Origin of the sequence: Streptomyces sp. NPDC057474 (assembly GCF_042802555.1) — a bacterium.
GTDB lineage: Bacteria > Actinomycetota > Actinomycetes > Streptomycetales > Streptomycetaceae > Streptomyces.
Map to the genome: position 1 here is coordinate 1 of NZ_JBHVDX010000164.1, position 23,677 is coordinate 23,677.

At 71.0% G+C, this 23,677-nt stretch carries 17 protein-coding genes and 2 pseudogenes; 10 read left to right on the forward strand and 9 right to left on the reverse strand.

From position 1 onward, the window contains the following. Nucleotides 1–19 precede the first annotated feature (19 nt). Nucleotides 20–850, reverse strand: coding sequence for an aminoglycoside phosphotransferase family protein (locus ACFU53_RS33690; protein ID WP_384001051.1), 831 nt, complete (start codon nucleotides 848–850; stop codon nucleotides 20–22). Nucleotides 851–1,042: 192 nt separating this feature from the next. Between ACFU53_RS33690 and ACFU53_RS33695 the strand changes: the two genes are divergently transcribed. The 3 genes from ACFU53_RS33695 to ACFU53_RS33705 all read left to right on the forward strand — a co-directional run bounded on the left by ACFU53_RS33695 (nucleotide 1,043) and on the right by ACFU53_RS33705 (nucleotide 7,030). Then, a complete protein-coding gene (locus ACFU53_RS33695; RefSeq protein ID WP_384001054.1) occupies nucleotides 1,043–3,925 on the forward strand; it encodes a peroxidase family protein in 2,883 nt (960 codons plus the stop codon). Nucleotides 3,926–3,990: 65 nt separating this feature from the next. Then, a complete protein-coding gene (locus ACFU53_RS33700; RefSeq protein ID WP_384001057.1) occupies nucleotides 3,991–5,463 on the forward strand; it encodes a hypothetical protein in 1,473 nt (490 codons plus the stop codon). Nucleotides 5,464–5,554: 91 nt separating this feature from the next. Then, nucleotides 5,555–7,030, forward strand: a complete 1,476-nt coding sequence (locus ACFU53_RS33705) for a pentapeptide repeat-containing protein (RefSeq protein ID WP_384001060.1) — start codon at nucleotides 5,555–5,557, stop codon at nucleotides 7,028–7,030. Nucleotides 7,031–7,043: 13 nt separating this feature from the next. Here the strand turns inward: ACFU53_RS33705 and ACFU53_RS33710 are convergent, their stop codons facing one another. Next, nucleotides 7,044–8,834, reverse strand: coding sequence for a bifunctional sugar phosphate isomerase/epimerase/4-hydroxyphenylpyruvate dioxygenase family protein (locus ACFU53_RS33710; protein WP_384001063.1), 1,791 nt, complete (start codon nucleotides 8,832–8,834; stop codon nucleotides 7,044–7,046). Between the two features lie 105 nt (nucleotides 8,835–8,939). Further along, entirely contained in the window at nucleotides 8,940–9,839 is a 900-nt protein-coding gene (locus ACFU53_RS33715) for a shikimate dehydrogenase (RefSeq protein WP_384001066.1), read from the reverse strand. 182 nt (nucleotides 9,840–10,021) lie between these two features. On the opposite strand from ACFU53_RS33715, the gene ACFU53_RS33720 reads away from it, so the two are divergent. From ACFU53_RS33720 to ACFU53_RS33745, 6 genes are all read left to right on the forward strand, one after another. Beyond that, nucleotides 10,022–10,687, forward strand: coding sequence for a TetR/AcrR family transcriptional regulator (locus ACFU53_RS33720; protein WP_384001069.1), 666 nt, complete (start codon nucleotides 10,022–10,024; stop codon nucleotides 10,685–10,687). 349 nt (nucleotides 10,688–11,036) lie between these two features. After that, nucleotides 11,037–12,377, forward strand: a complete 1,341-nt coding sequence (locus tag ACFU53_RS33725; protein ID WP_384001100.1) for an MFS transporter — start codon at nucleotides 11,037–11,039, stop codon at nucleotides 12,375–12,377. A 166-nt stretch (nucleotides 12,378–12,543) separates the two neighbouring features. Next, complete coding sequence (locus ACFU53_RS33730) at nucleotides 12,544–13,143, forward strand: hypothetical protein (RefSeq protein WP_384001072.1); 600 nt, start codon at nucleotides 12,544–12,546, stop codon at nucleotides 13,141–13,143. A gap of 33 nt (nucleotides 13,144–13,176) precedes the next feature. Next, nucleotides 13,177–13,752, forward strand: a complete 576-nt coding sequence (locus ACFU53_RS33735) for a TetR/AcrR family transcriptional regulator (protein WP_384001075.1) — start codon at nucleotides 13,177–13,179, stop codon at nucleotides 13,750–13,752. After that, the gene (locus ACFU53_RS33740) at nucleotides 13,752–15,209 is read left to right on the forward strand and encodes an MFS transporter (RefSeq protein WP_384001078.1); all 1,458 of its coding nucleotides are present in this window, start codon (nucleotides 13,752–13,754) and stop codon (nucleotides 15,207–15,209) included. The genes ACFU53_RS33735 and ACFU53_RS33740 overlap by 1 nt, the downstream gene beginning before the upstream one ends. A gap of 25 nt (nucleotides 15,210–15,234) precedes the next feature. Further along, nucleotides 15,235–16,461, forward strand: coding sequence for a serine hydrolase domain-containing protein (locus tag ACFU53_RS33745; RefSeq protein ID WP_384001081.1), 1,227 nt, complete (start codon nucleotides 15,235–15,237; stop codon nucleotides 16,459–16,461). Nucleotides 16,462–16,544: 83 nt separating this feature from the next. Here ACFU53_RS33745 and ACFU53_RS33750 read toward each other — a convergent pair whose 3' ends face one another. The 4 genes from ACFU53_RS33750 to ribA all read right to left on the reverse strand — a co-directional run bounded on the left by ACFU53_RS33750 (nucleotide 16,545) and on the right by ribA (nucleotide 20,706). Next, the gene (locus ACFU53_RS33750) at nucleotides 16,545–17,696 is read right to left on the reverse strand and encodes a saccharopine dehydrogenase family protein (RefSeq protein WP_384001084.1); all 1,152 of its coding nucleotides are present in this window, start codon (nucleotides 17,694–17,696) and stop codon (nucleotides 16,545–16,547) included. A gap of 7 nt (nucleotides 17,697–17,703) precedes the next feature. After that, on the reverse strand, nucleotides 17,704–18,744 hold the full coding sequence (locus tag ACFU53_RS33755) for a saccharopine dehydrogenase (protein WP_384001086.1): 1,041 nt from the start codon (nucleotides 18,742–18,744) through the stop codon (nucleotides 17,704–17,706). Then, complete coding sequence (locus ACFU53_RS33760) at nucleotides 18,741–19,886, reverse strand: NAD(P)/FAD-dependent oxidoreductase (protein WP_384001090.1); 1,146 nt, start codon at nucleotides 19,884–19,886, stop codon at nucleotides 18,741–18,743. The genes ACFU53_RS33755 and ACFU53_RS33760 overlap by 4 nt, the downstream gene beginning before the upstream one ends. Before the next feature lie 160 nt (nucleotides 19,887–20,046). Then, nucleotides 20,047–20,706 (reverse strand): GTP cyclohydrolase II, encoded by a 660-nt coding sequence (gene ribA / locus ACFU53_RS33765; protein ID WP_384001094.1) that lies wholly within the window; start codon nucleotides 20,704–20,706, stop codon nucleotides 20,047–20,049. 78 nt (nucleotides 20,707–20,784) lie between these two features. On the opposite strand from ribA, the gene ACFU53_RS33770 reads away from it, so the two are divergent. After that, on the forward strand, nucleotides 20,785–21,642 hold the full coding sequence (locus ACFU53_RS33770; RefSeq protein WP_384001097.1) for a creatininase family protein: 858 nt from the start codon (nucleotides 20,785–20,787) through the stop codon (nucleotides 21,640–21,642). Between the two features lie 113 nt (nucleotides 21,643–21,755). Here the strand turns inward: ACFU53_RS33770 and ACFU53_RS33775 are convergent. Together ACFU53_RS33775 and ACFU53_RS33780 are read right to left on the reverse strand one after the other, a co-directional pair. After that, nucleotides 21,756–23,174 (reverse strand): annotated as a pseudogene (locus tag ACFU53_RS33775) (lysylphosphatidylglycerol synthase domain-containing protein); the annotation flags it as partial. After that, nucleotides 23,171–23,677: pseudogene (locus ACFU53_RS33780) on the reverse strand (SAM-dependent methyltransferase); the annotation flags it as partial. The pseudogenes ACFU53_RS33780 and ACFU53_RS33775, both read right to left, overlap by 4 nt.

Genomic DNA, 23,677 nt, shown 5'->3' on the forward strand with positions numbered 1-23,677 from the left:
CCCTTTGGGGCGCGGGGCCTTAGGGCAGGAGTGCTGCGGTGAACCGATCGCGGTGGGTCGTCAGCCATGTCTGGATACGGTCCCAGCGGGTCCAGCCGCCACGCTCCGCCAAGGCCCGGCGGTAGACGGGATCCCCCTCGGCCACGCGTGCGGCTACGAAGGCTCGGCAGACCTCTGTGGCCTGTTCGATGACGTCGGGCAGCTCGGCGCGGTCGGCGGTGGAAAGGCCGTAGCTGTCGGCGAGGACGCGTAGGCGTCGGGGGGCTTCCAGGGTGCCGCCCGGGTAGAGGGCCGCCGCGGATTCGGGGTCGAGCATGGGGATCCAGTAGCGGGCCGCCATGGCCACGTCCCAGAGCGGGCGGCCCGGAGCGGCCAGATCGAAGTCGATCAGGGCGGTGGCGCGGCCGTCGCGGAAGACGACGTTGTCGGGGCAGACGTCGTTGTGGCACAGGATCGGTCCGCCCTCGGGGTCGGCCAGGTCGCGGGGCCACTCGGCGCGGGTGTCGACCGGAAGGGCGGCACTCGCTGTGTGCAGGCCGCGTAGCACGCTCCCCACAGACGCGAGGGCGGTCTCCGTCAGCGCCCAGGCAGGGAACGGCGGCAGTGCCACGTCGCCGGGGACGAAGGTCAGCTGCTCGCGGCCGCCGGGCGTGAGGCCGACGGGCAGGGGCGCCCCTTCGAATCCGTGCCGCCGCAGCGCGCGGAGGTGGGCGTGGAGGGCGGGCGCGGTGCGCGGCGCCGGGCGGTCGACGAGGGAGCCCCGCCGGAAGACCGCGCCGGCGTTCACCATGCCTCCGACGAGCGCTTCGCCGCCGTCCGGAAAGTCCGGCGCCCCACGATCGACAGTCATGTCGATCACGCTACCCCCGCCCTCGAAGGCACCACCGACATGGCGGAATGCGATATTCACCCGCATTATTATCAGATGTGTACATGGCGCGAACTGTCGCTGTGGCCGGAACCCCGCCGCCGGTAGCGTGCGGCCTCTGTCCCGTATGCACGTCGCATGCATCCCGTATGCCTTTGTACGAAGGAAACGCCGATGGCCGAGACCGGGCAGCACGATGAGCGGTACGAGCGGTACGAAGGTGGCAGCCCCGAGGCCGAGCGGCTCGTGTTCGAGCGGTTGGCGCGGGAGCTGATGGGGGTCCAGGTCAGGAACCGGCGGGCCGGGGGTGGCGGGATCGCGCGGGCGTTCCACGCGAAGGCCCCGTTGGGTGTGGAGAACGCGCGGCTGCGGTTCCACGACGACCTTCCGGTGGCGCTGCGGGTCGGCTTCGCGCAGCCGGGTGCCGACTACCCGGCGGTGGTCCGGCTGTCCAACGCGAGCGGCATCCGGCAGGGCGACGGCTCGCCGGACCTGCGGGGCGCGGCAGTACGGGTGCAGGTGGCGGAGGGCGTGAGCCATGACCTGCTCGCCACCAGCTTTCCGGTGTCGCACGCGAGCAACGCGCGGGAGTTCGTGGCGTTCGCCAAGGCCATGGCGGGGGCCCGGAGTCCGCTGCGGAAGGCGCTCGGGCTGTTCGTGAAGCTGCCGTTGGCGGTGGGGCTGGGGACGGCCACGCGGATGCGGCGCAATGTGCAGGCAGCGACCCGGCGGACCGTCAACTCCCTTGCCAATGAGACCTATTGGAGCCGGGGGGCCATTCTGTGGGGCGAGGCCGGGCCCGTGCGGTATCTGTTGCGGCCCGCGCCCGGTACGCCGACGGCGGCCGAGCCCGATCGCCGGGACCCGGACTTCCTGCACCGGGAGCTGGCACGACGCCTCGGGCAGGCTGACGTGGCGTTCGATTTGTGTGTGCAACGGTACGTGGACGAGCGGCGCACACCGATCGAGGACGCGGCGGTGGAGTGGAAGGACGCGGTGGCACCGGCGGTGCCGATCGCCCGGCTCACCATCCCCGCCCAGGAGCTGGACGGCGCCGAGGCCCGGGCGGCCGCGCGCCGGATCGAGGATCTGACCTTCAACCCCTGGTACACGACCGACGCTTTCCGGCCATTGGGCAATATCAACCGGGCGCGGAAGGCGGGGTATCAGGCGGGTGGTGCGCACCGTCTCGGGCTGCGCTTCGTCACCGCGGAACCCTTGCGCAACAGGGTGATCGGCCGCCCCGTGGAGGCCGTCTTCGGGCTGCTGAACCGTGTCGTGCCGTGGCACCGGCTGCCGTTGTCGCTGAGCCTGCTGAACCTGGTGTTCCTGCGGAAGGTACTGCGCAAGCTGAACCTGATCGACACGGAGGTGCGCGAGGCGCCGCCGAAGGCCCAGCCGGTGCCGGAGCCGGTTCCGGAGCGGCTGCGCACGGAGCGGTCGTACGACGGGACGTACAATGATCTGTCGGAGCCGGGGATGGGTGCGGTGGGGGCCGCCTTCGGGCGGAACCTGAAGCCGGACTACCGGCCGGACACCTTCGACACGCCGAACCCGGTCACGGTCAGCAGGCAGCTGCTGTACCGGGAGAGCTTCGTGCCGGCGACCTCGCTCAATGTGCTGGCGGCGGCGTGGATCCAGTTCCAGGTGCACGACTGGGTGAACCACCGGCGGTACAAGACCGGTGACCGCAGTGTGGAGGTACCACTGCCGCCCGGCTTCGACGGGGACTGGCAGAACGTGCCGGGCGGGCCGACCGAACGCGTGATGCGGTTCGCGGAGAACGAGGGCGTCGAGGCGCCCGGCCGCCCGCCGATCCTGTTCGCCAACTCCGCCTCGCACTGGTGGGACGGCTCCGAGGTGTACGGCGAGAACGAGCGGACCGCGCGCTTCCTGCGCGAGTCGGGCGGGGGTGCGAAACTCCGCCTGGAGGACGGCCACCTGCCGGGCGGGTCGAACGGCATTCCGCTCACCGGGTTCAACGAGAGCTGGTGGATGGGGCTCAGCGCGATGCACACGCTGTTCGCGCGGGAGCACAACGCGGTGTGCGACGCGCTGCGCGCCGAGTACCCGTCGATGAGCGAGGAGAGGGTCTACCACACGGCCCGGCTCGTGGTGTCCGCGCTGATCGCGAAGATCCACACCGTGGAGTGGACCCCGGCGATCCTCGCCACCGAGGCGATCGATCTGGCGCTGAACACCAACTGGTCGGGGCCGCCCAAGAGTTGGCTCAACCAGCTGGGCCTGTGGCTGTTCGAGGCACACTCGCTGACCGGTATCCCCAAGACGCTGCCGGACCACCACGCGGCGCCGTACTCGCTGACCGAGGACTTCACGACCGTCTACCGCATGCATCCGCTGATCCCGGACGACTACGAGCTGCGGGAGCACCAGTTCGGGCGGCGGCTGGAGACAGTGGGTTTCCTGGACATCCAGGGCGGGGCGGCCGAGTCGCAGATCCGCAAGACGGGCCTCGCGAACTCGCTGTACTCCTTCGGCATCGCCCATCCGGGTGCGATCACGCTGCACAACTTCCCGCGCTCGCTGCAGCGCTTCGAGCGCGACGGGGAGATCGTCGACCTGTCGGTCGTCGACCTCGTCCGGACGCGCCGGCGCGGTGTGCCGCGCTACAACGACTTCCGGGCCGGGCTGCACAGGGGACGGATCCGTTCCTTCGAGGAGCTGACCGAGAACCCGCAGACGCTGGCCCGGCTGAAGGACGTCTACCGGAACGTCGACGAGATCGACACCGTGGTCGGGCTGTTCGCGGAGAACCCGCCGGAGGGCTTCGGGTTCAGCGACACCGCGTTCCGCATCTTCATCCTGATGGCCAGCCGGCGCCTGCAGAGCGACCGGTTCCTGACCGTCGACTACCGACCCGAGGTCTACACACCGCTCGGCATCGACTGGGTCGAGAAGGGCGGCATGAACTCCGTGGTCCTGCGCCACTGCCCGGAGCTGGCTCCGCTGCTGCCGCGCGGCGCGAGCGCCTTCGCGCCGTGGCGGACGGTGCACACCACGGGCAACGGCGGTACGAGCGACGGCGGTTCACCATGACGCCGTGACACAAGGCCCGGGGTGTGACGCACCCCGGGCCCGAACCACGCAACGGGGGAAAACGAATGACGTTCACCGACGAGCAGTCAGAGCTGCCCGGAGCCCAGGAGCTGTCCGCGATACCCGGGGCGGGCGAACAGCTCGCCGTCCAGGAGCAGCCCGGCACGACCGTCGCCACCACCCACCCGGGACTCGCCGACCTCTTCGGGCGCCCACTGCTGCGGACCGTGTGGCGCCGCCGTACGCACCGCGTGAGCCGGGGCGCCAAGGTGTCCGCCGGGACCATGACCTACACGTCCCGCAACGCGGTGCAGCCCCTCTCCGAGCTGGAGGAGGCGGTGCTGATCGCGATCACCGGCACCACGGGGCTCACCATGCCCGACCGGCCCTTCGAGGACCCGGACAACGGCACACCCATCATGTCCAAGCCCAACCTGACGATGGCGGGCCGCACAGCCGGGAGCCCGGACAACGCGCAGGGCACCCACTTCTTCCTCGTCAACGACTCGGGCACGTACTTCCTGCGCAGGCTGAAGCCCGCGCCGGACGAGCCGTTCGACGCCGAGACCCTGGTGGCGCGGGCGCGCGAGGCGAAGGTGAAGGTCCTTGACCACCGCCTCGACGTCGCTCCCGACAAGCGGGACTTCCCGGCATACCTGGACTCGAACCGCTTCCTGTCCAACCTCCCCGGAACGACCCTGCTGTTCCCGGTGGTCGACCTCTCCCACCAGTACGTCAACGCGCTGATGTATCTGCTCACGCAGCCGGACGGGGCCCGCCCGACACTCGTGGACGACCGCAACTTCTACCGTCCCGCCGGGGTGAAGAAGTGGGTGAGGAACGGCTTCCTCAACGGGGATCTGAAGCTGCCCCTCGGTGCCCTCGGCCCGATGCGCACCCAGATCGAGGCGGACCTGCTCCTGCAGAACCTGATGCTCACGGCCGAGGCGATGGGCCTGGGCGCCTGGATCCACGCCACCATCAACCCGCAGATCGCCCTCGGCGACCCGAAGTTCTCCCGGGCGTACGGCAAAATGCTCGGCTTCGACTTCGTCACCCCGCGCTGGCGTCCGGCCGACATCTGGCGCTGGCACATCCCCCTGCCGAAGTACGCCAAGGTGCGCTCGCACCCGGTCCGGCTCCCCTCCCCCGACGGCGGCGCCCCGCTGATCGCCGCCGCGTGCCCGCCCATGTTCGGGACGATGTCGGAGGCCGTGGAGACGATCATCCAGGAGAAGTTCGGCCGGAACGGCGTCTACACCGACCGGGACGTCTTCGCCCGGATCTACCGGGAGGACTACGGGCAGCGCTATCTCACCGAGGCCAGCGAGTACGAGGAGCGGGTGATCGACTGCGCCCGTGACATCTGCGAGTACATCCTCCGCACGCACGGCCGTTTCCCGGCCCACACGGACGCGATCCATGTCCCGGGCGTGTGGCTCCAGGTCCACCACGTGGAGAACGAGTACTACGAACAGTTCTTCTCGAACGGTCTCACGGACGCGCACCGGTCCCACGACGAGGCCTGGGCTCACTAGCGGCCGGGGCGTCGGCCGGGGTTCGGCCGGAACGCGCGGCCGGATCCCGGTTGTTGACAGGTACAAGCGTTCCGGGTGAGAGTCCCGAGTGATGATGATCAACGATCTGACGGCGGCCGAGCGGCGGGTGTGGGAGGCCTTCCCGCTGGGCGCGGCCGTGGACTTCAGGGCCGTGGACTCCGGCACCGCCGAGGACGAGAACGCGGCGGACGGCGCCGGGTGGGGCCCGGAGCGGACCGTGCGGGCCCGGGTACTGAGGGCGTTACTGCTCACCGCTCCCCAGGAGGAGGGCGAGGTCGCCGCCCTCAAGATCGCGGGCGCCCGGATCACCGGCAGGCTGGAACTGAAGTACGCGACGGTCGACAGCGTCGTACGGCTGAGCGAGTGCCACTTCGACGAGGTCCCCGACTTCTCTGGCGCACAGTTCACCTACCTCAATCTGACCAGGTCCGTGCTTCCCGGCCTGCGTTCGGCCCGGGTGCGGGTCGACGGCGGGCTGCGGTTGACCGAATGCCGGTTCCGGGGGCCGGTGAAGCTCACCGGGGCGCAGATCTCCGGCACCCTCTTCATGGAGCGGGCCGAGTTCACCGCGCCGGACGACGAGCCCGCGCTGCGGCTCAACCAGGCGGAGATCGGGGAGGAGTTGTGCGCTCCCGGGCTGCGCGCGAGCGGCGAGGTCCGGCTCGGCGGCGCCCATGTCGCCGGCGCGGTCGACCTGAGGCGGGCGCGGTTCCACCGGCCCGGCGGCACCGCCCTCAGTGCGGAGGCACTCACCACCGAGTCCGACGTCGTGCTCCGGCACTCGGACATACACGGCCGGGTCGAGCTGCGCGGTGCCCGGGTGGGCGGCTGGCTGGAGCTGTCGTACGCACGGCTGTCGAACCCCGGCGGGACGGCGTTGCGGGTGAGCAGTTCCGTCATCAGCGAACTGTGGCTGCGCAACGGCCCTCCGGTGGAGGGCGTCCTCAACATGCGCCGCGCCCAGATAGAGGTGCTGTTCGTGGAGCCGGACATGCTGCCGGAGCAGGTCCTCCTGAACAGCCTCACCTACACCTCCCTCATTCCGCACGAGCCCGCCCAGCGGCGGCTGCCCATGCTGGAACGGGACGGGGAGGCGTATCTGCCGTACTCCTACGAGCAGTTGACCGCCGCATACCGCAGGATCGGTGACGAGGACGCCGCCCGGCGGGTCCAGCTCGCCAAACAGCGCCGCCATCGCGCCACGCTCCGCTGGCACGGGCGGCTCTGGGGCTACGCCCAGGACGCCACCGTCGGCTACGGCTTCCGTCCCCTGCGCGCGGCCGTCTGGCTGCTGTCGCTGATGGTGGTGGGCTCGGTGGCGTACGCGGTGCAGCCGCCGGAGCCGCTCAAGGCGGACGAGGCCCCGGAGTTCAACCCCGTCTTCTACACCCTCGACCTGCTCCTGCCCGTCATCGACTTCGGACAGGAGCGGGCGTTCGCGCCCGAGGGCCCGACCCAGTGGCTGTCGTACGTCCTCGTCATCACCGGCTGGATCCTGGCGACGACGGTCGTCACGGGTGTGACGCGCACGGTCAGCCGCCAGTAGCCGCCAACTCCCTTTATCTGACCGGACGTTGGAGGTGCTGGGCGGCAAGGCGCACGGGCGCGTTCTGTGCGCCGTAGCCCTTGTAGCCGCCGTCCCGCTGGACGAGTTCGAAGAAGACGCGGCCGACGGTCTCGGTGTAGCAGTGGCGGAACTCGCCGTCCGCGTCACGGTCGTAGAGGATGCCGAGTTCACGGTACGTCTCCAGCTCGCCGTCGGCGAACTCGAACCGTGCGGCCAGGTCGTCGTAGTAGTTCGCGGGGACGGCGAGCAGTCGGCCCCCGGCCGTGCGGAAGGCACGGGCCGCGGCGACGACGTCGTCCGTGGTGAGGGCGATGTGCTGGGCGCGGGCCGTGTCGTCGGTCGGGGCCGGGCCGACGCTGAGGGCGATCCGGACGCTGCCGTCCTCGTTGGTCACCGGCCGGCTGCGGAACAGGCCGTAGGGGTCGGCGACATCGACGCTGTCGCTGGCGTGCAGGCCGAGCACCGTGCGGTGGAAGAGGGCCGCCTCGTCGAACTGGTGCCAGGGCTGGGTCAGGGCGAGATGGTCGACGCGGTGGACGTGGCCCGCGGCCTCCGTGTGCTCCACGGGCCGGAAGTCCCCGGTCCAGCTGGAGAGTTCGGGACGGGCCGTCGCGCAGAAGAAGAGTTCCGTGCCGTCGGGTGCGGCCACCGCGTCCAGCGGCGCGTCCTCGGCGGCCCGGCGGCGCGGCAGCACCGGCGCGAGCAGGGCCTCGGCGCGGCGGGCGGCGCCGGCCGGGTCCGGTGACTCCAGTCCGATCGCGGCGAGCTGCGTGCCGTCGCGCCGCGCGGCCGGGCCGGTGTTGACCAGCACGCGCGCCTCGCCCTGCTGCCACAGGTCCACCGGCTTGCTCCGGTGCCGGGCGGTCCGGGCGAAGCCGAGCGCGCCGAGCAGCGCGCCCACCGGTTCGGCGTCGGGCGTGACGAGTTCGGTGAAGGCGACACCCGTGGGCACCACCCGCTCCGGCAGCGCGGCGATGCCGGCCGCCTCCTGGAGCATCAGCAGCGAGCGGTGGGCGTCGACGGCGGTGGGGCCCGCCTCGGCCTGCCGGAAGACATCGTTGAAGACCTCCAGCGACAGCGGTCCGTCGTATCCGGCCGCCCTCACATGCTTGACCAGCCCCGTGACGTCGAAGCCGCCCTGCCCCGGGAAACACCGGTAGTGCCGGCTCCACTGCAGCACGTCCATCGCCATCAGCGGAGCGTCGGCGAGCTGGAGAAAGAAGATCTTCTCGCCCGGGATGTCCTCGATGCCCTTGGGATCGGAGCCCCGGGCCAGGATGTGGAAGCTGTCCAGGCAGGTCCCGAGCGCGGGATGATCGGCCGCCTCGACGATGCGCCACGCATGGTCGTACGTACTGACGTGCCGCCCCCAGGCCAGCGCCTCGTACGCGACCCGAATGCCGAACTCCTCTGCCAGACGGGCCAGTTGGCGCAGATGATACGCGGCGAGCGCGTCGTCGTCCTCGGCGAGCGGATGGACGCTGGAGCAGACGAGTACCGTGTCGACGCCAAGGCGGCGCATCAGCTCGAACTTGTGGCGGGCGCGCCGCAGATTCCGGTCGAACACCTCCGCAGGTACGGCCTCGATGTCCCGCATCGGCTGATAGAGATCGATGCTCAGCCCCAGATCCGCACAGCGAGCCCGCACCTCCTCGGGCGCGAGCGGGCTGGCGAGCAGATCGTTCTCGAAGATCTCCACCCCGTCGAAGCCGGCCCGCGCGGCGGCCGTGAGCTTCTCGGTGAGGGACCCGCTGAGGGAGACGGTGGCGATGGATGTACGCATAGGAAACTCCTCAAAGCCCGGCTCGTGCCCCGTAAGGGGCGCGGGGAACTGCGCGATCAGCCACGACGGACCCGCAGCCGACGTACCTGACTGCCGTCGCGGTGCTTAGTTACGAACTCCGGCGACCCCGGCCAACTCGGCGATGTCGGCCAGCATCCGCGAAGCGTCCGGCTCGAGCCCGGTGAACAAGCGGAACGCGTCAACCGCCTGGAACACCGCCATCCCTCCCCCATCCAGCGTGGCGCAGCCGAGATCCCGAGCGGCCCGCAACAGTTCCGTCTCCAGCGGCCGGTACACCACCTCCGCCACCCACAGCCCGGGATGCAGCAACTCCGCGGCGAAGGGAAGCCCGGGGTGCGCGGCCATCCCGGTGGGCGTCGCGTGGACGACCCCGTCGGCCGCGCCCAGCAGTACCGGCAGCGTGTCCGGCGTCGCCGCGGCGGCCCGCCCAGGACCGAAGTGCCGGTTGAGGGAGGTGGCGAGGCCGGTCGCCCGGTCGGGCATCGCGTCGACGACGGTGACGTGCTCCGCGCCGAGGGTGAGCGTGGCGTGGGCGACGGCCGCACCCGCGCCCCCGGCGCCCAGCTGCACCACCTTCTCCAGCGGGGCGTCGGGCAGGCCGCGGGCGAAGGACGCGGCGAAACCGGTGACGTCCGTGTTGTGGCCGACGGCACGGCCGTCCTCGAAGACGACGGTGTTGACCGCGCCGAGCGCGGCGGCCTGTGGGGCGAGCCCGTCGAGGTGCTCGATGACGAGCTGCTTGCACGGGTGTGTGATGTTCAGCCCGTCGAAGCCCAGGTCACGGGCGGCGCGCACGAGATCGCCGACCGCCTCCGGCCCGACTCCGAGGTCGTCGATGTCGATCAGCCGGTACACATAGCGCAGGCCCTGCCGGTCGGCCTCGCGCTCGTGCAGGGCGGGGCTGAGGGAGGGCCCGATACCGGAGCCGATGAGGCCGACGAGATACGAGTCCTGCGAAGAGACAGGGTTCGAGACCTTGGGCACGGCGGGGCCTCCTGAGCGGCTCACTAATGTACGAACTAGTACGTTAGTCATAGCAGCCGAGGCCGCGCCTGGGAAGACCCCTTCGCGAACGCGACCGCCGGCTCGACGGGGAACTCGGCGCCGGGCCGAGGGGTGCGGGCTTCTACAATCGCGGTCACTGGCCCCTTGCCCGAAGGAACGCGATGACCAGCGTCGAAGAACCGGCACGACCGAACGGGCGCATCCGTGACGCCGCCCGCACCAAGGCCGAGATCCTCGACGTCGCGACCAGGGAGTTCGCCCGTTCCGGGTTCGCCGGTGCCCGGGTCGACGAGATCGCCGCCCGGACCCGCACCACGAAGCGGATGATCTACTACTACTTCGGCGGCAAGGAGCAGCTGTTCACCGCCGTGCTGGAGCGGGCGTACTCCGTGATCCGGCAGACGGAGCAGGAGCTGGACGTCGAGCATCTGGACCCGGTCGCGGCCATCCGCCGGCTCGCCGAGGTGACGTTCGACCACCACGAGGCGCACCCCGACTTCATCCGTCTGGTCAGCATCGAGAACATCCACGAGGCCGAGCACATCGCCTCCTCCGAGATGCTCGGCAAGATCGGCTCGCCCGCACTGGACGTGATCCGCCGGATCCTGGAGTCGGGCCAGAAGTCGGGCCTGTTCACGGCCGACGTCGACGCCGTCGATCTGCACGCGATGATCAGCGCCTTCTGCTTCTTCCGCGTCGCCAACCGGCACACCTTCGGCGCCCTCTTCGGCCGCGACCTGATCGACCCCGGACAGCGCGAGCACTACCGCCAGATGCTCGGCGACATGGTGATCGCCTACCTGACGGCGGACCGCGCGACGGACTGACGACGAACCGACGAAACCGACGGCGGACCGCGCGGCGGACCGCCCGACGGACCGCGCGACGGACCGGCGACGAACCGCGCACCACATCGCGGCCCGCCTGCGGGGAAGCGGAACGGTCTCGGTCGGGTCTCGGCCGGAAGATCCTTCGGCATGACCTCTTGACACCCGGGAAACGTCGGCGCAACATCCGTAGCCAACCGCTACTAACTATCCAGTGCGTTAATTAGCCGGGTAGCACCCGGCACGGCCGCCCCGTCACCCCCAGGGATCCGGCACCCCTCCCCCCAGCAGTACCTGCCTCCCTCCGCTTCACTCCGCCTAAGGTGGAGATCCCTTGAAGGAGCACGCCGTGTCCGTCCCCGCCGCACCCCCCGGCCAGCCAAGGAAAGCCGCTACGGCCGCCTGGATCGGCAGCGCCCTGGAGTACTACGACTTCTTCATCTACGGCAGCGCCGCCGCCCTGATCTTCCCGACGGTCTTCTTCGACGAGTCCGACCCGGCCACCGCGACCCTGCTGTCGCTGGCCACGTTCGGTGTCGCGTACGCGGCGCGGCCGATCGGCGCGCTGTTCCTCGGGCACTTCGGCGACCGGGTGGGCCGCAAGAAGATCATGGTCTTCACCCTGATCCTGATGGGTGTGTCGACGTTCCTCATCGGCTGCCTCCCCACCCGCGACCAGGTCGGCACCCTCGCCCCGGTCCTCCTGGTGCTCTGCCGTGTCCTGCAGGGCATCTCGGCGGCCGGTGAGCAGGCGAGCGCGAACTCCATGACGCTGGAACACGCGCCGTCGGACCGGCGTGGCTTCTTCACCAGTTTCACCCTCAGCGGCACCCAGGGCGGGCAGTTGCTCGCCACCCTGGTCTTCATCCCGATCGCCGCACTCCCCGAGGACCAGTTGCTGTCCTGGGGCTGGCGTGTCCCGTTCTGGATGAGCATCGCGGTCGCCGTCGTCGGCTATGTCATCCGCCGCACTCTGGAGGAGACACCGGCCTTCACCCAGCAGACCGAGTCCGAGGGCGTCGCCAAGCTGCCGCTCGCGATCCTCATGCGCGAGCACTGGGCTGACGTGCTGCGGGTGATCGCGGGCGCGCTGGTCGCCTCCGTCTCCACGATCTTCACCGTGTGGGCACTGGCGTACGGTACGAGCGAGTCGGTCGGGCTGTCCCGTTCCTCCATGCTGTGGGTGGGCGCGCTCGCCAACCTGGTCGCGCTCGCAGCGATCCCGCTGTGGGCCACGCTCTCCGACCGCATCGGCCGCCGGCCGGTGTTCCTGATCGGCTCGGCCGGCAGCGCGGTGATGATGTTCGTCTACCTGTGGGCGATCTCCACCGGCGCCTACCCGCTGATCCTGATCCTCGGCATCGTCACCTTCGGTGTGGTCTACAGCGCCGCGAACGGCATCTGGCCCTCCTTCTACGGCGAGATGTTCTCCACCCGCGTCCGGCTGTCCGGCATGGCCATCGGCACCCAGATCGGCTTCGCCATCGCCGGTTTCGCCGTCACCTTCGCCGCGCAGATCGCCGGCCCGGACGGCGACGGCTGGTTCGCCGTGGCCCTCTTCACTTCGGCCCTGTGCATCCCGCCGGTCCTCGCCGCCCTCACCGCCCGCGAGACCCACAAGATCCCGACCGAACTGCTCGGCACCCGCACCCCGCGCGAGAAGAACGACCGGGAGCGCGTCGCGGCCTGAGCCACGACCGAGTCCCGACCCGAGTCCCCGGACACCCCCGAGGTGCCCGGGGACTCGTGCGTGGCGCCGGGTACCGCGAGAGCGACCCCGACGCGAAGAGCCGCGCAGGTCAGGGGCATGATGACCGAGCTGTCGCGACCATGCGGCACTGCTGCCAGGGGGAAGAATGAAGCGCGCCGAGGACCCGTACAGAGCCACCCCGCCCCCGTGGGAGGGGTGGCCTTCGTCCGAGACCAGCCGGCGGCGCTGGAGGATCGCTCTGATCGTCCCGCTCGTCGGCGCGGCGGGGTGCGGCCTGCTCTTCCTGCTCGGGGCGGGCACGCCGGCCGTGCTGGTCGTGGTGAGCCGACTGTCGGTCCCCATCCCTGACGGGGAGCCTCTGGCCATCAGCACGGCCGAGGTCACGGGCACCTGGGTGGACGAGCAGGGTGGGCGTCTGGTGCTGATGGAGGACGGGACGTTCGCCTCGGACGGCATCTGCGGCGACTTCAGCGACGACGACCTCGATGGCGCCGTCGCGCCGGACCCCGGCGCGGGCACCTGGGAACACGACACCTGGGACGACCCCGGCACGGGCAACCCCGTCTCGGAGGTCGACCTCACGTTCACGCCCGGCGGGGTGTGGACCCAGTACGACGCCCGGGGCACGTCGAAGGACCCCGTCCTGTGGATGTACATCGGCGACCCCGACAGTGGGGACCTGTGCGTACTGGAGAAGGCGGCCGACCACACCAACGAGTGGACCAGCGAGTGGACCAGCGAGTAGACACTGTCTACCTTTCCTTGGTAGACAGTGTCCATGAGCGAGTCGAACACAGGGCTGCGGTCCCGGCTGGTCGATGTCGGGGTCGAGTTGGTGACGGCGGAGGGCGTCCAGGCGCTGTCTCTGCGGGAGATCGCGCGGCGGGCGGGGGTGTCGCACGGGGCGCCGCGCCGCCACTTCCCGACCCACCTGGAGCTGTTGTCGGCCATCGCGCGCCGGGGCTTCGAGGAGCTGGCGGGCAAGGGAGTCGCGGCAATCGGGGACGGTACGGCGAGTCCGCGTGAGCAGATCGCGACGCTGGGGCGGGTGTATCTCGACTTCGCGCTCACCAACCGGGGCATGCACGAGCTGATGTTCCGTCATGATCTGTTGGAGAGCAACGAGTTGGGTCTGCGAGGCGCCAGCCTGCCGGTCTTCTCCCTGCTGGTGGATCTCGTCGGGCGGGCCCGGCCCGACGCCGACGCGCGGCTCGTCGCGGGCGCGTTGCTGGCGAACCTCTACGGCATCGCCCAGCTGTGGACGTGGGGCAGCCTCCAACTCACCACGGGCGCCGACGCCTTCGCACCCCTGCTGCACACCGCGCTGGACGCGCACCTGGGGAGCGAGGGGTGATGACGGCATCCACGACGGAGGCAGGTGCCGACCGGGGCGCACCGATATCCGCACCGATATCCGCACCGCACCGCCGTCTCACCCTCGCGAACAGTGTGCTCGGTGCCGTGATCGTCGCCCTCGACGGAACGGTGCTGACGATCGCTCAGCCGACTCTGCGAAGGGACCTGGACGCGTCCCTCACCGAGGTGCAGTGGACCAGCACCGGGTATCTGATCGCGGTGGCGGGGTTGTTGGTGTTCGCGGGGCGGCTGGGTGACCGGTTCGGCTATCAACGAGTCTTCGCCTGGGGGGTGTTGGGGTTCGGCGCGGCCTCCGCCGGCATCGGGTTCGCGTCCGGTGTGGGCTGGGTGATCGGGTTGCGGGTCGCCCAGGGCGTGTTCGGCGCGCTGTTGCAGCCCGCCACGCTCGGGATGCTGCGAGCGGCGTTCCCGCCCGACCGGCTGGGGATGCCCATCGCGCTGCGGACCAGCGCCATCGGTGTGGCGGCCGCCGCCGGTCCGCTGGTCGGCGGTGTGCTCGTCACGCAGCTGGGCTGGCGGGCGGTGTTCTTCCTCAACGTCGTACCGGCGCTGGTCATGGGCCTGCTGGCACTGACGGTGCGCCCCCCGGAGACGGAGCGGACGAAGCAGGCGCCCATCACCCGCCTCGACCTGCCCGGCGCAGCGCTGCTCGCCGTGGCCCTGGCGGCTCTCGTGCACACGCTGGTCGGGGTGCCTGAGCACGGCTGGACGGCGACCGGCGTGCTCGGCCTGCTGATCGCCGCCGCCTCCGCCATCGCCCTCGTACGGCATGAACGGCGTACCCCCGACCCGCTGTTGCCACCGGCCGTGCTGGGCTCGGCCACGGTGTGTGCGGCGCTCGGGGTGCTGGTGGCCGCGTCGGCGGCGATGCTCGGCGCGCTGTTCGTGTGCAGCTTCGTCCTCCAGGACGTCCTCGGCATGGATCCGCTGCGCACGAGCCTCGTCGCGCTGCCCGGCGGCGTGATGATGGTGCTCGGGGCGCCGCTGTCGGCCGTACTGCTGCGCCGGTGGGGCGCCCGCCCCACGGCCCTCACGGGGTCGGTGCTGCTCACCGCCGGGGTCCTGGCGCTGTCCCGGCTCGGCCCTGGATCGTCGACGGTGGTGATCGGGGGCGGATTCCTGCTGCTGGGGGCCGGTTTCGGCGCGCTGATGGTCACCGCGACCGCCGTCGTCGTACGGCATGCGCCGCCGGAGTCGGCGGGGGTGGCGGGCGGGCTTCAGCAGACCGCGATGAACATCGGCCCGACGCTGGGTGTGGCGGCCGCGACCACGCTCATGACGCTCGGCACGGGCCCCGCGCTGCTGCTCCTGGCCGGGGTGGCCGCGCTCGGTGCGCCGCTTGCCGTACGAATGCCCCGACCCGCCCACCCCGCGAGGGATGGAACGCGATCAGTACGGAACGATGAAGGCAAGAAGGATGAACGCGAGCCGTAACCCGGGCCACCGGAGGAGAACCACCATGGAACGACTGCGCCGAGAGGTCGAGCCGCGCGAGGCCGGACTCGACCCAAAGACTCTGGCCCGTCTGGACGAGTACCTGGCCCTTCAGGTCGACGAGGGCCGGCTGCCCGGCTACCTGCTGTCCCTCGCCCGCGGCGGTCGCGTCGCCCACCTCACGACGTACGGACAGCGCGACCGCAAGGCACAACTCCCCGTCGAGACGGACACGTTGTGGCGGGTGTACTCCATGACGAAACCCGTCACGTCGGTCGCCGCACTGATACTGATCGAGGAAGGACGGCTGTCGCTCTCGGACCCGGTCTCCCGCTACCTCCCGGAGTTCGCCGAGCCGCGCGTGTACGAGTCCGGTGAGGGCGCCGACGTCCGGACCCGCCCGGCCGAGCAGCCGATCCTCGTCCGCCACCTGATGACCCACACCTCGGGCCTGACCTTCGGCTTCTACTACGACCACCCCGTCGACGCGCTCTACCGCGACGCGGGCCTGGAGAACTCCGTCCGGCCGGGCGCCAACCTGGCGCAGACGTGCGCGGAGTACGCGAGCCTGCCCCTGCAGTTCGAGCCGGGCTCGCAGTGGAACTACTCGGTCTCCACCAACGTTCTCGGCCGGATCGTCGAGGTGGTTTCGGGGCAGGCCCTCGACGAGTTCTTCGCCGGGCGGATCCTCGGCCCGCTCGACATGACCGACGCGGGCTTCCAGGTCACCCCCGAACGGGCGGACCGGCTGGCCGAGTTGTACGGCGAGCAGGAGGACGGCTCGATCGCGCCCGTCCCCGGCCTCCCGCTGCGCGGCCGGCCGCGGTTCCTGTCCGGCAGCGGCGGCTTGGTCGCCACCGCCCGGGACTACCACCGCTTCGCCGAGTTCCTGCGGCGCCGCGGTGAACTCGACGGTGTGCGGCTGCTCTCCGCCGAGTCGGTCGACATGATGGCCACCAACCAGTTGCCGGGGGGCGTCGACATCCACACCCACGGCAGTGCGTTCCATCGGCAGCGGGGCAATGTGGGCGTCGGCTTCGGGCTCGGGGTGTCCGTGGTGGTCGACCCCTCCGTGACCGAATGCCCGTCCTCGCTCGGCAGGTTCGGCTGGACCGGGGCCGCGACGACGATCTTCTGGGTGGATCCGCGCCGGGATCTGACGGTTCAGTTCATGACGCAGGTACGCAGGAGGTCGTCGTTCTCCGTGTATCCGGAGTTGAAGCGGTTGGCGCATGCGGCCGTGGTGGCCTGATCCGGTGACGTGACCGCGGATCGGTGGGGGCTTGTCGCGCGGTTTCCCCGCGCCCCTGAAAGAAGGGGCGCGGACCGTAACCCCTAGTCGATTCGCGAGGTGAACTGCACACCCGCCTGCGCCAGTTCGGCCAGCCATGCCTCGGATCGCCCGCCCGTCTGCGCCGCCCGGCTGAGGCCCGCCGGCAGTGAGCCGTCCAGGATGTGTCCCACCCCGAGAGCGAGGGGGCGGGACACCAGGCGGGCCATCGCGCTCTCCTCCTCCGTGCCGACGACGTCGAGGAGGTAGCGGCCGGACCACTCCTCACCCGAACCGGTGTGGACGTCGAGGGAGACGGCCAGGACGACTCGGTCGCGGTCGGCGTCGGTGGTCGGGTAGCGGGCCGCCAGTTCGCGGGCCAGCGCGGCGATGCGCTGGTCGTCGTCGTTTTCCAGCTCCGCGAAGACCGGTTCCCAGGCGGTGAGCCAGCCGTCGAGGCGGAGGGTGCCTCGGACGAAGGTCCTCGGTTTCCAGGCCGGTGGGAGGCCGTACTGGGTGACGAAGGGGACGCTGTCGCGGTTGGGGTAGGCCTCGAAGGTCTCGCCGTCGATCACGTGCGGGCGGGTGGCCGTCCAGGGGCGGTCGGCCGTCGTCTCGGCGCCGTCCTCGATGTAACGGGCCGGTGAGCGCAGGGCGTTGAGCACACCGGCCGGCGCCCAGCTGAAGCGGTACCTGAAGTCGTTGGGTACGGCCGGGACGCCGCCGCAGTACGAGGTGAGGGTGTACGAGGCGGCGGTCTCCGGTCCGATCGCCTCGGTCGCCCGCCCGATCAGGCTGTGCGCGAAGAGGTGGTCGATGCCCGGGTCCAGGCCCGCCTCGGTGAGGACGGTGACCCCCGCGGCCTCTGCGGCCGGCACCAGCTCCAGGACCGCGTCCGAGACATAGCTGGAGCAGGCGAAGTGGGCCCGCGCCCCGACGCACGCGTCGAGCAGCGGGGCGTGGTCCGGGGCCGGGAGCATCGAGACCACCACGTCTCCGGGCGCGAGTTCGGCCGCGAGTGCCGGCAGGGTGTACGCGCGGGGCTCGGCGCGGCCCGTCAGCCCCAGCGCTGCCAGGGCCCGCTCGGCGCGCGCCTCGGTGCGGTGCCACAGCCGTACTCGGGCGGCGGTGTCGCACAGCGCCGCCAGGCCGCTGCCCGTGGACAGGCCGGCACCGACCCAATGGACGGTGCCGCTCGCGGGGACCACCTCAGTCATCAGACAACTACCTTTCTGCCAGGCCCAGTTGGCCGCTCACCTGACGGAACCGGTCCAGGCAGCGGCCCCATGCCCCGCCGGTCTCGAAGTCCAGCAGCTGTGGCAGCAGAGCGGCCGAGAAGTCGGTGCTCGCCTCCCGGGGCAGCAGGGAGGGCAGGTTGTCGATGGCGATGAGATCGAGCGGGGGGTGTTCGCGCAGCCGCCGTACCGGGTGGTCCCATTCCGTGGTCGTGTCGTAGACCGGCAGCACGTTCATGGGTGAGCCGACGTCGACGGTGACGTCGCAGAGGGTCCTGAGCCGGCGGTCCGGTCCGTCGAGGTCCTTGTCCGTCAGGAAGGGCGGGACCGGGCTGGTCGTCAGGACGGTGTTGACCAGCAACTCGTGGGCCAGCAGCGCCGGTCGGTCCAGGTCGCGGGTCTCGGCCAGGTCCCAGCAGGTCGGCTCGACGCCCGCCTCGCCGAGCGCCACGCGCGCACCCCGGCCGCTGCGGCCCAGAGCGCCGATCACCAGCGCCCTCAAGTCGCCGCTGGACGCACGGAGTTCCGCCTCCATCGCCTCCTTGGAGGTGTGCTGGAGAGGGGCCCGCAGGACACCCCGGTGGTGGAGCACGGCGAGGGCCGCGCCCAGATAACCGGCCCAGAAACCGAAGGCGGCGAGCCTGCGGTCCTGGTCGTCCACCAGATACTCCAGGTCGAGCAGCGTACCGCCCCCGGCCGCGAACCTGCGCAGCAGCGTCTCGGCACCGGGCTGTCCCTTGTAGGCGTGCCCGAAGAAGATGTGACGGTGAGTCAGCTCGGCGGGGGAATCAGGAAGTTCCTTGAGTCCTACGATCACCGCTTGCGCCGAGGCCGACACCCACGAGCCGGGGTCGGCGACCTGGCACCCGGCCTCCTCGTACGCCTCCACGGGGAAGATCCGCTGCGGGGATTCCTCGACGGTGATCCGCGCTCCGCTCGCGACGAGCCGCGCCGCGTCGGACGGCGCGATCGGGGTGCGGCGTTCGGTGGTGCGAGTCTCGTGGCGGAGCCACAAGTGGAGATCGGTCATACGAGGTTGGCCTCCGGGCGCAGGGAGTCGGCCGTGAACCGGTCGACGCTCAGCGGGCTGATGTCGACGAAGGGTACGCGCCCGAGGTACAGGTCGCGGACCACCTCGCCGACCGCCGGGCCCTGGAGGAACCCATGGCCGGAGAACCCGGTCGCGTACAGGAAGCGGGAGCACGAACCGGCCTCACCGATCAGGGCGTTGTGGTCCGGCGTGATCTCGTACAGGCCCGCCCAGCCGCCCGTCCGGCGCAGGTCGAGCAGGCCGGGCGCGCGGCGCTCCATGGCCTCGTACAGGCGGGGGATCCAGCGGTCGTGGGTGTCGGTGGCGAAGCCGGGCCGTTCGTCGGGGTCGGACATGCCGACCAGGAGGCCGGGGCCCTCTGTGTGGAAGTAGAGGCTGCTGGCGAAGTCGATCGTCATGGGGAGGTTCGGGGGGAGGCCGGGGAACGGTTCCGTGACGGCGATCTGGCGGCGCAGGGGTTCCACCGGGAGGTCCACGCCGACCATGGCGCCGACCGACCGGGACCAGGCGCCGGCCGCGCACACGACCGTGTCGGTGACGATACGGCCCTTGCTCGTGACCACCGCGGTGATCGTGTCCCGCCAGGTCTCGATGCCCAGGACCTCGCAGTTGCGCAGCACGGTCGCCCCGTGGCGGCGGGCCCCGGCGGCATAGCCGTGGACCACGGACTCGGGGGTGCAGTGCCCGTCGTCGGGCGAGAACGCGGCGGCGAGCAGGCCCTCGGTGGAGATCAGTGGGGAGAGCCGCTGCGCCTCGGCGGGATCGACCATGCGGCTGGGCACCCCCAGATCGTTCTGGAGCTGTACGCCCGCCTCGAACTGGGCGACCTCGTCCGGGGTCGTCAGGAGGAAGAGGTAGCCGACCCGGTGCAGTCCGATGTCGTGGCCCAGCTCCTGCCTGAAGCGGTCGAACGCCTCCAGGCTGCGGGCGCCGAGCTGGATGTTGAGTTCGTCGGAGAACTGCGCACGGACCCCGCCGGCGGCCCTCGCCGTCGATCCGGAGGCCAGTTCGTCGCGTTCGACGAGGACGACGTCGTCCACTCCGGCGGCGGCCAGGTGGTAGGCGATGCTGGTCCCGATGACGCCTCCGCCGATGACGACGACCCGTGCGCTGCGGATCACGAACGCTCCCTTCGTCCGACCGTGGACGGATTGCCCGACGGAGTCAGGTCTTCCACCACAGGCGAACGTTCATGCGGAGCGCCTGAGGACGAACGCGCGGCGGGCGCGGCGGCCGATGGGGGAGTCGCCTCCCGGACGGCCGCCGCGCGAACCCCGGCACTCAGGACGAGTGGACCACCGCGTCCAGGTGCGGCAGGTAGTGGTCGAGCCGCTCGCGCTTGGTGCGCAGGTAGGTGATGTTGTCCTCACACGGCGTTATCAGCAGCGGCACCTGCTCGGCGACGTCGATGCCGTGGCGCATCAGCGCCTCGCGCTTGCGCGGGTTGTTCGACATCAGCCGGACCGACCGTACGCCGAGGTCGTGCAGCATCTCGGCCGCCACCCGGTAGTCGCGGGCGTCGACCGGCAGGCCGAGGGCGAGGTTCGCCTCGACCGTGTCCAGGCCCTCCGCCTGGAGCTTCATCGCCTGGAGCTTGGCGAGCAGGCCGATGCCGCGCCCCTCGTGGCCGCGCAGATAGACGAGGATGCCGCGGCCCTCCGCGACGATGGCCTTGAGCGCGCTGTCGAGTTGCTCGCCGCATTCGCAGTGCTGGGAACCGAACGCGTCACCGGTGAGGCACTCCGAGTGCAGCCGGATGAGAATTCCCTCACCGCCACTGATGTCCCCGTACACCAGCGCCACTTGTTCCTCGCCGCGGTCCTGGTCGAGATAGCCTACGGCCTCGAAGTCGCCGTAGGTCGTGGGCAGGGGGGCGTTGACCACGCGTACGGCGCCGGAGGACTGGGCATTCGTGCCGAGTACACCAACATTTTCTGTCATGATCTGGTTCCTATCTGGTAAGCCCTGCCGTCATGCGAAAATGACGGAGCATCAGCAGAGACGAAAGGCCGTGAAAAGATGAGCAGTTCGGGATCGAAGTCCGATTCGCAGTCCGGTTCGCAGTCCGCGGGACGAGGGCCGCAGCCGACGGTAGCCGGTCTGCTGCCCACCGACACCACCGCGGACGTCCGCGCGCGTGCGGCGGGCGCCGGCCGGCAGGTCGCCGTGCTTCCCGTCGGCAGCTACGAGCAGCACGGGCCGTATCTGCCGCTGGCCACCGACACGCTCGTCGCCTGCGCCATAGCCCAGGAGATAGCCGCCGCGTATCCGGTGCACCTCCTGCCGCCCGTGACCATCGCCTGCTCGCACGAGCACGCGGCCTGGCCGGGCACCGTCAGCATTTCCGCGACGACCCTGCACGCGATGGTCCGCGACATCGCCGCGTCCCTGCGCCGGTCGGGCGTCGAGGCGCTGGTGGTGGTGAACGGACACGGCGGGAATTACGTTCTGGGCAATGTCGTCCAGGAATCCACCGCGGCGGGACATCGAATGGCGCTTTTCCCGGCGATGGAAGACTGGGACGCCGCACGCGAACGGGCGGGCGTACAGACCTCGTTGCTCAGTGATATGCATGCGGGAGAAATTGAGACCTCCATACTTCTGCATTGCCATCCCGAATTGGTCCGGCCCGGACACGAGACCACTGATTTCCTTGCCGACGACCGCCGTCATCTCCTCTCCCTCGGTATGTCGGCCTACACCGATTCCGGTGTCATCGGCCGTCCGTCCCTGGCGTCCGCCGCGAAGGGGAAGGAGTTGCTGGCAGGGTTCGTCCATTCCTTCGGGGCGTACTTCTCGTTGGTCACCTCGGACGCCTGGGACAAGGGAGCGGTTCCGCCGGAGATGCCGTCGGCGACCGCCTCGTCCGGCGACTGACGGCGGGCTCGCACGGAGCCGTACCAGCGTCCGACGAGCACGAGGGCCCCTGGCAGGGCGGCCGCGAAGCTGAGCACGCCGTAGACGACGGCCACGGTCAGTCCCTGGGAGGCGCCCAGGCCGGCGGCGCCGAAGGACCAGGCGGTGACGCCCTCTCGGGGGCCCCAGCCGCCGACGTTGAGCGGCAGGCTCATGGCGATCAGGGCCAGCAACGCGAGGGGCAGCAGCTCCAGCGGGGTCACGGCGGACCCGGCGACGCGTGCGGCGAGCAGGAACATCGCCACGTATCCGGCCAGCACCGCCACGGACGAGATCAGCACGGCGGGCCCGCTGTCGCGGTTCAGCAACGCGCCTCGCGCCTCGGCGAGGACGGCCCGGACCCGGCGGCCCCGGCCTCCGGCCGCGCTCGGCTTCCGGCCCATCCGGACCGCCGCCCAGATCGCCAGCGCGCCCAGCGCGGCGAGCACCGTCACGCCCGCGGCGTGGCGGGTCTGCTCCAGCACCGGGGACGGCAGCACCAGCAGGACCGTTACGCCCACGACTGCCAGCACCAACTGGCCCGCGGTGCGCTCGATCACCACCGCGCGCACGCCCCGGCCCATGTCCCCGGAGCTCTTCCCGTGCCGCACCGCCCGGTGCACATCGCCGAGGACACCGCCGGGCAGCGCCGCGTTGAGGAACAGCGCGCGGTAGTAGTCCGCGACGGCCGGCCCGAGCGGCAGCGTGATGCCCAGCGCCCGCGTCACCGCGCACCAGCGCCATGCGCTGAACACCGTGGTCAGCACGCCGATCCCGATCGCCGCCCCCAGCGTCCCACCGTCGATCCGCCGCAGCCCGTCCACGAACACGCCGGTACCCATCTGCCAGAAGATGACAGCGAGGATGACCGTTCCGGCAAGCGTGCCGAAGTGGGTACGCAGGGCGCGGGTGAACTTGGAGGTGGGGCGGGGGTGGGACTCCGCGAGAGCCTCCGGCGAGGTGCCGCCCGGCGTCGCACCGGACATCACCGGGGCCGCGGACCGGGCACCGCTCACGCGTGCCGTCACCTCACGGGACACCGCGTCGGCCTCGGCGCGGTGACCGACGACCGACTTCGTCCGCACGTCCGTCGCCCCCCTACGGGGCTCCGGGGTGGACACGGACCCACTGGAAGCCAAGACCGAGGCCGCGTCCGTCGAGGCCTCGTCCGTCGAAACCGCACGGCAGTCCGGCGTGGCCGAAGGCCCGTCAGCGGTCATGTCCGAGAGTGCCCCGCGCAGTTCCGTGTCCGGCGGCGCCACAGTAATCGGCAGCCCGTGCGAAACCGTGTCCGGCGCCGCCACGGTCGTCGGCAGCCCGTGCGAAACCGTGTCCGGCGCCGCCACGGTCGTCGGCAGCCCGTGCGAAACCGTGTCCGGCGCGATCGCGCGCACCGCCCGGGCCGCGGGTGCGCTCGCCTTCACGCGGGCTCGGACTCCGCGTGGACGTACCCGTATGCGGTCCCCCGTCGCCGACGGGTGGGCCTCGACCGTTTCCTCCACCGGCGCTGTCATGAGACTCCGCCCGTCGGCCGGGGCAGGGCCAGGAGGTCGCTGTGGTGGACGACGACGCGGAGTTCACCGGCCGCGCTTGCCCGGAGGCGGTCGCGGAGGTAGGCGTCGGCGCGCTCGGTGAGTTCGGGGCGCTGTTCGCAGGCGGCGCCGACCCAGCCGCGCAGCCACTCCTCGGTGAGGTCCGTGTGTCGCGTGTCGAGCTGCCACGGGCTCGGGTGGACCCGGACCGTGGCGCCCTGCTGGGCGAAGGCCTCGCAGGCCGTGGTGATCGCGTCCGGGCCGAGCAGATCGCTCGCACGCTGGTGGGCGTTGAACGCCTCGGCGATCTCGGCGTCCATGGGGTGCGCGGGGACGAGGTCCACGCGGCCCACGACCGACAGGGTCAGCAGAGCGGGAACCCCGGCGCCCGCGCAGGCCGCGGCGAGCGCCTCGATCTCCTCACGGGTGAGCACGTCGAGCAGCGCGGACGCGGTGACCAGCGAGGCGCCGGCCAGGTCGTCCGC

What these genes read in the sequence shown, in the direction of transcription:
- ACFU53_RS33690 (WP_384001051.1), bottom strand. Translation starts at nt 850, where the DNA reads ATGACTGTCGATCGTGGGGCGCCGGACTTTCCGGACGGCGGCGAAGCG.
- ACFU53_RS33695 (WP_384001054.1), top strand. Translation starts at nt 1,043, where the DNA reads ATGGCCGAGACCGGGCAGCACGATGAGCGGTACGAGCGGTACGAAGGT.
- ACFU53_RS33700 (WP_384001057.1), top strand. Translation starts at nt 3,991, where the DNA reads ATGACGTTCACCGACGAGCAGTCAGAGCTGCCCGGAGCCCAGGAGCTG.
- ACFU53_RS33705 (WP_384001060.1), top strand. Translation starts at nt 5,555, where the DNA reads ATGATGATCAACGATCTGACGGCGGCCGAGCGGCGGGTGTGGGAGGCC.
- ACFU53_RS33710 (WP_384001063.1), bottom strand. Translation starts at nt 8,834, where the DNA reads ATGCGTACATCCATCGCCACCGTCTCCCTCAGCGGGTCCCTCACCGAG.
- ACFU53_RS33720 (WP_384001069.1), top strand. Translation starts at nt 10,022, where the DNA reads ATGACCAGCGTCGAAGAACCGGCACGACCGAACGGGCGCATCCGTGAC.
- ACFU53_RS33730 (WP_384001072.1), top strand. Translation starts at nt 12,544, where the DNA reads ATGAAGCGCGCCGAGGACCCGTACAGAGCCACCCCGCCCCCGTGGGAG.
- ACFU53_RS33735 (WP_384001075.1), top strand. Translation starts at nt 13,177, where the DNA reads ATGAGCGAGTCGAACACAGGGCTGCGGTCCCGGCTGGTCGATGTCGGG.
- ACFU53_RS33740 (WP_384001078.1), top strand. Translation starts at nt 13,752, where the DNA reads ATGACGGCATCCACGACGGAGGCAGGTGCCGACCGGGGCGCACCGATA.
- ACFU53_RS33745 (WP_384001081.1), top strand. Translation starts at nt 15,235, where the DNA reads ATGGAACGACTGCGCCGAGAGGTCGAGCCGCGCGAGGCCGGACTCGAC.
- ACFU53_RS33750 (WP_384001084.1), bottom strand. Translation starts at nt 17,696, where the DNA reads ATGACTGAGGTGGTCCCCGCGAGCGGCACCGTCCATTGGGTCGGTGCC.
- ACFU53_RS33755 (WP_384001086.1), bottom strand. Translation starts at nt 18,744, where the DNA reads ATGACCGATCTCCACTTGTGGCTCCGCCACGAGACTCGCACCACCGAA.
- ribA (WP_384001094.1), bottom strand. Translation starts at nt 20,706, where the DNA reads ATGACAGAAAATGTTGGTGTACTCGGCACGAATGCCCAGTCCTCCGGC.
- ACFU53_RS33770 (WP_384001097.1), top strand. Translation starts at nt 20,785, where the DNA reads ATGAGCAGTTCGGGATCGAAGTCCGATTCGCAGTCCGGTTCGCAGTCC.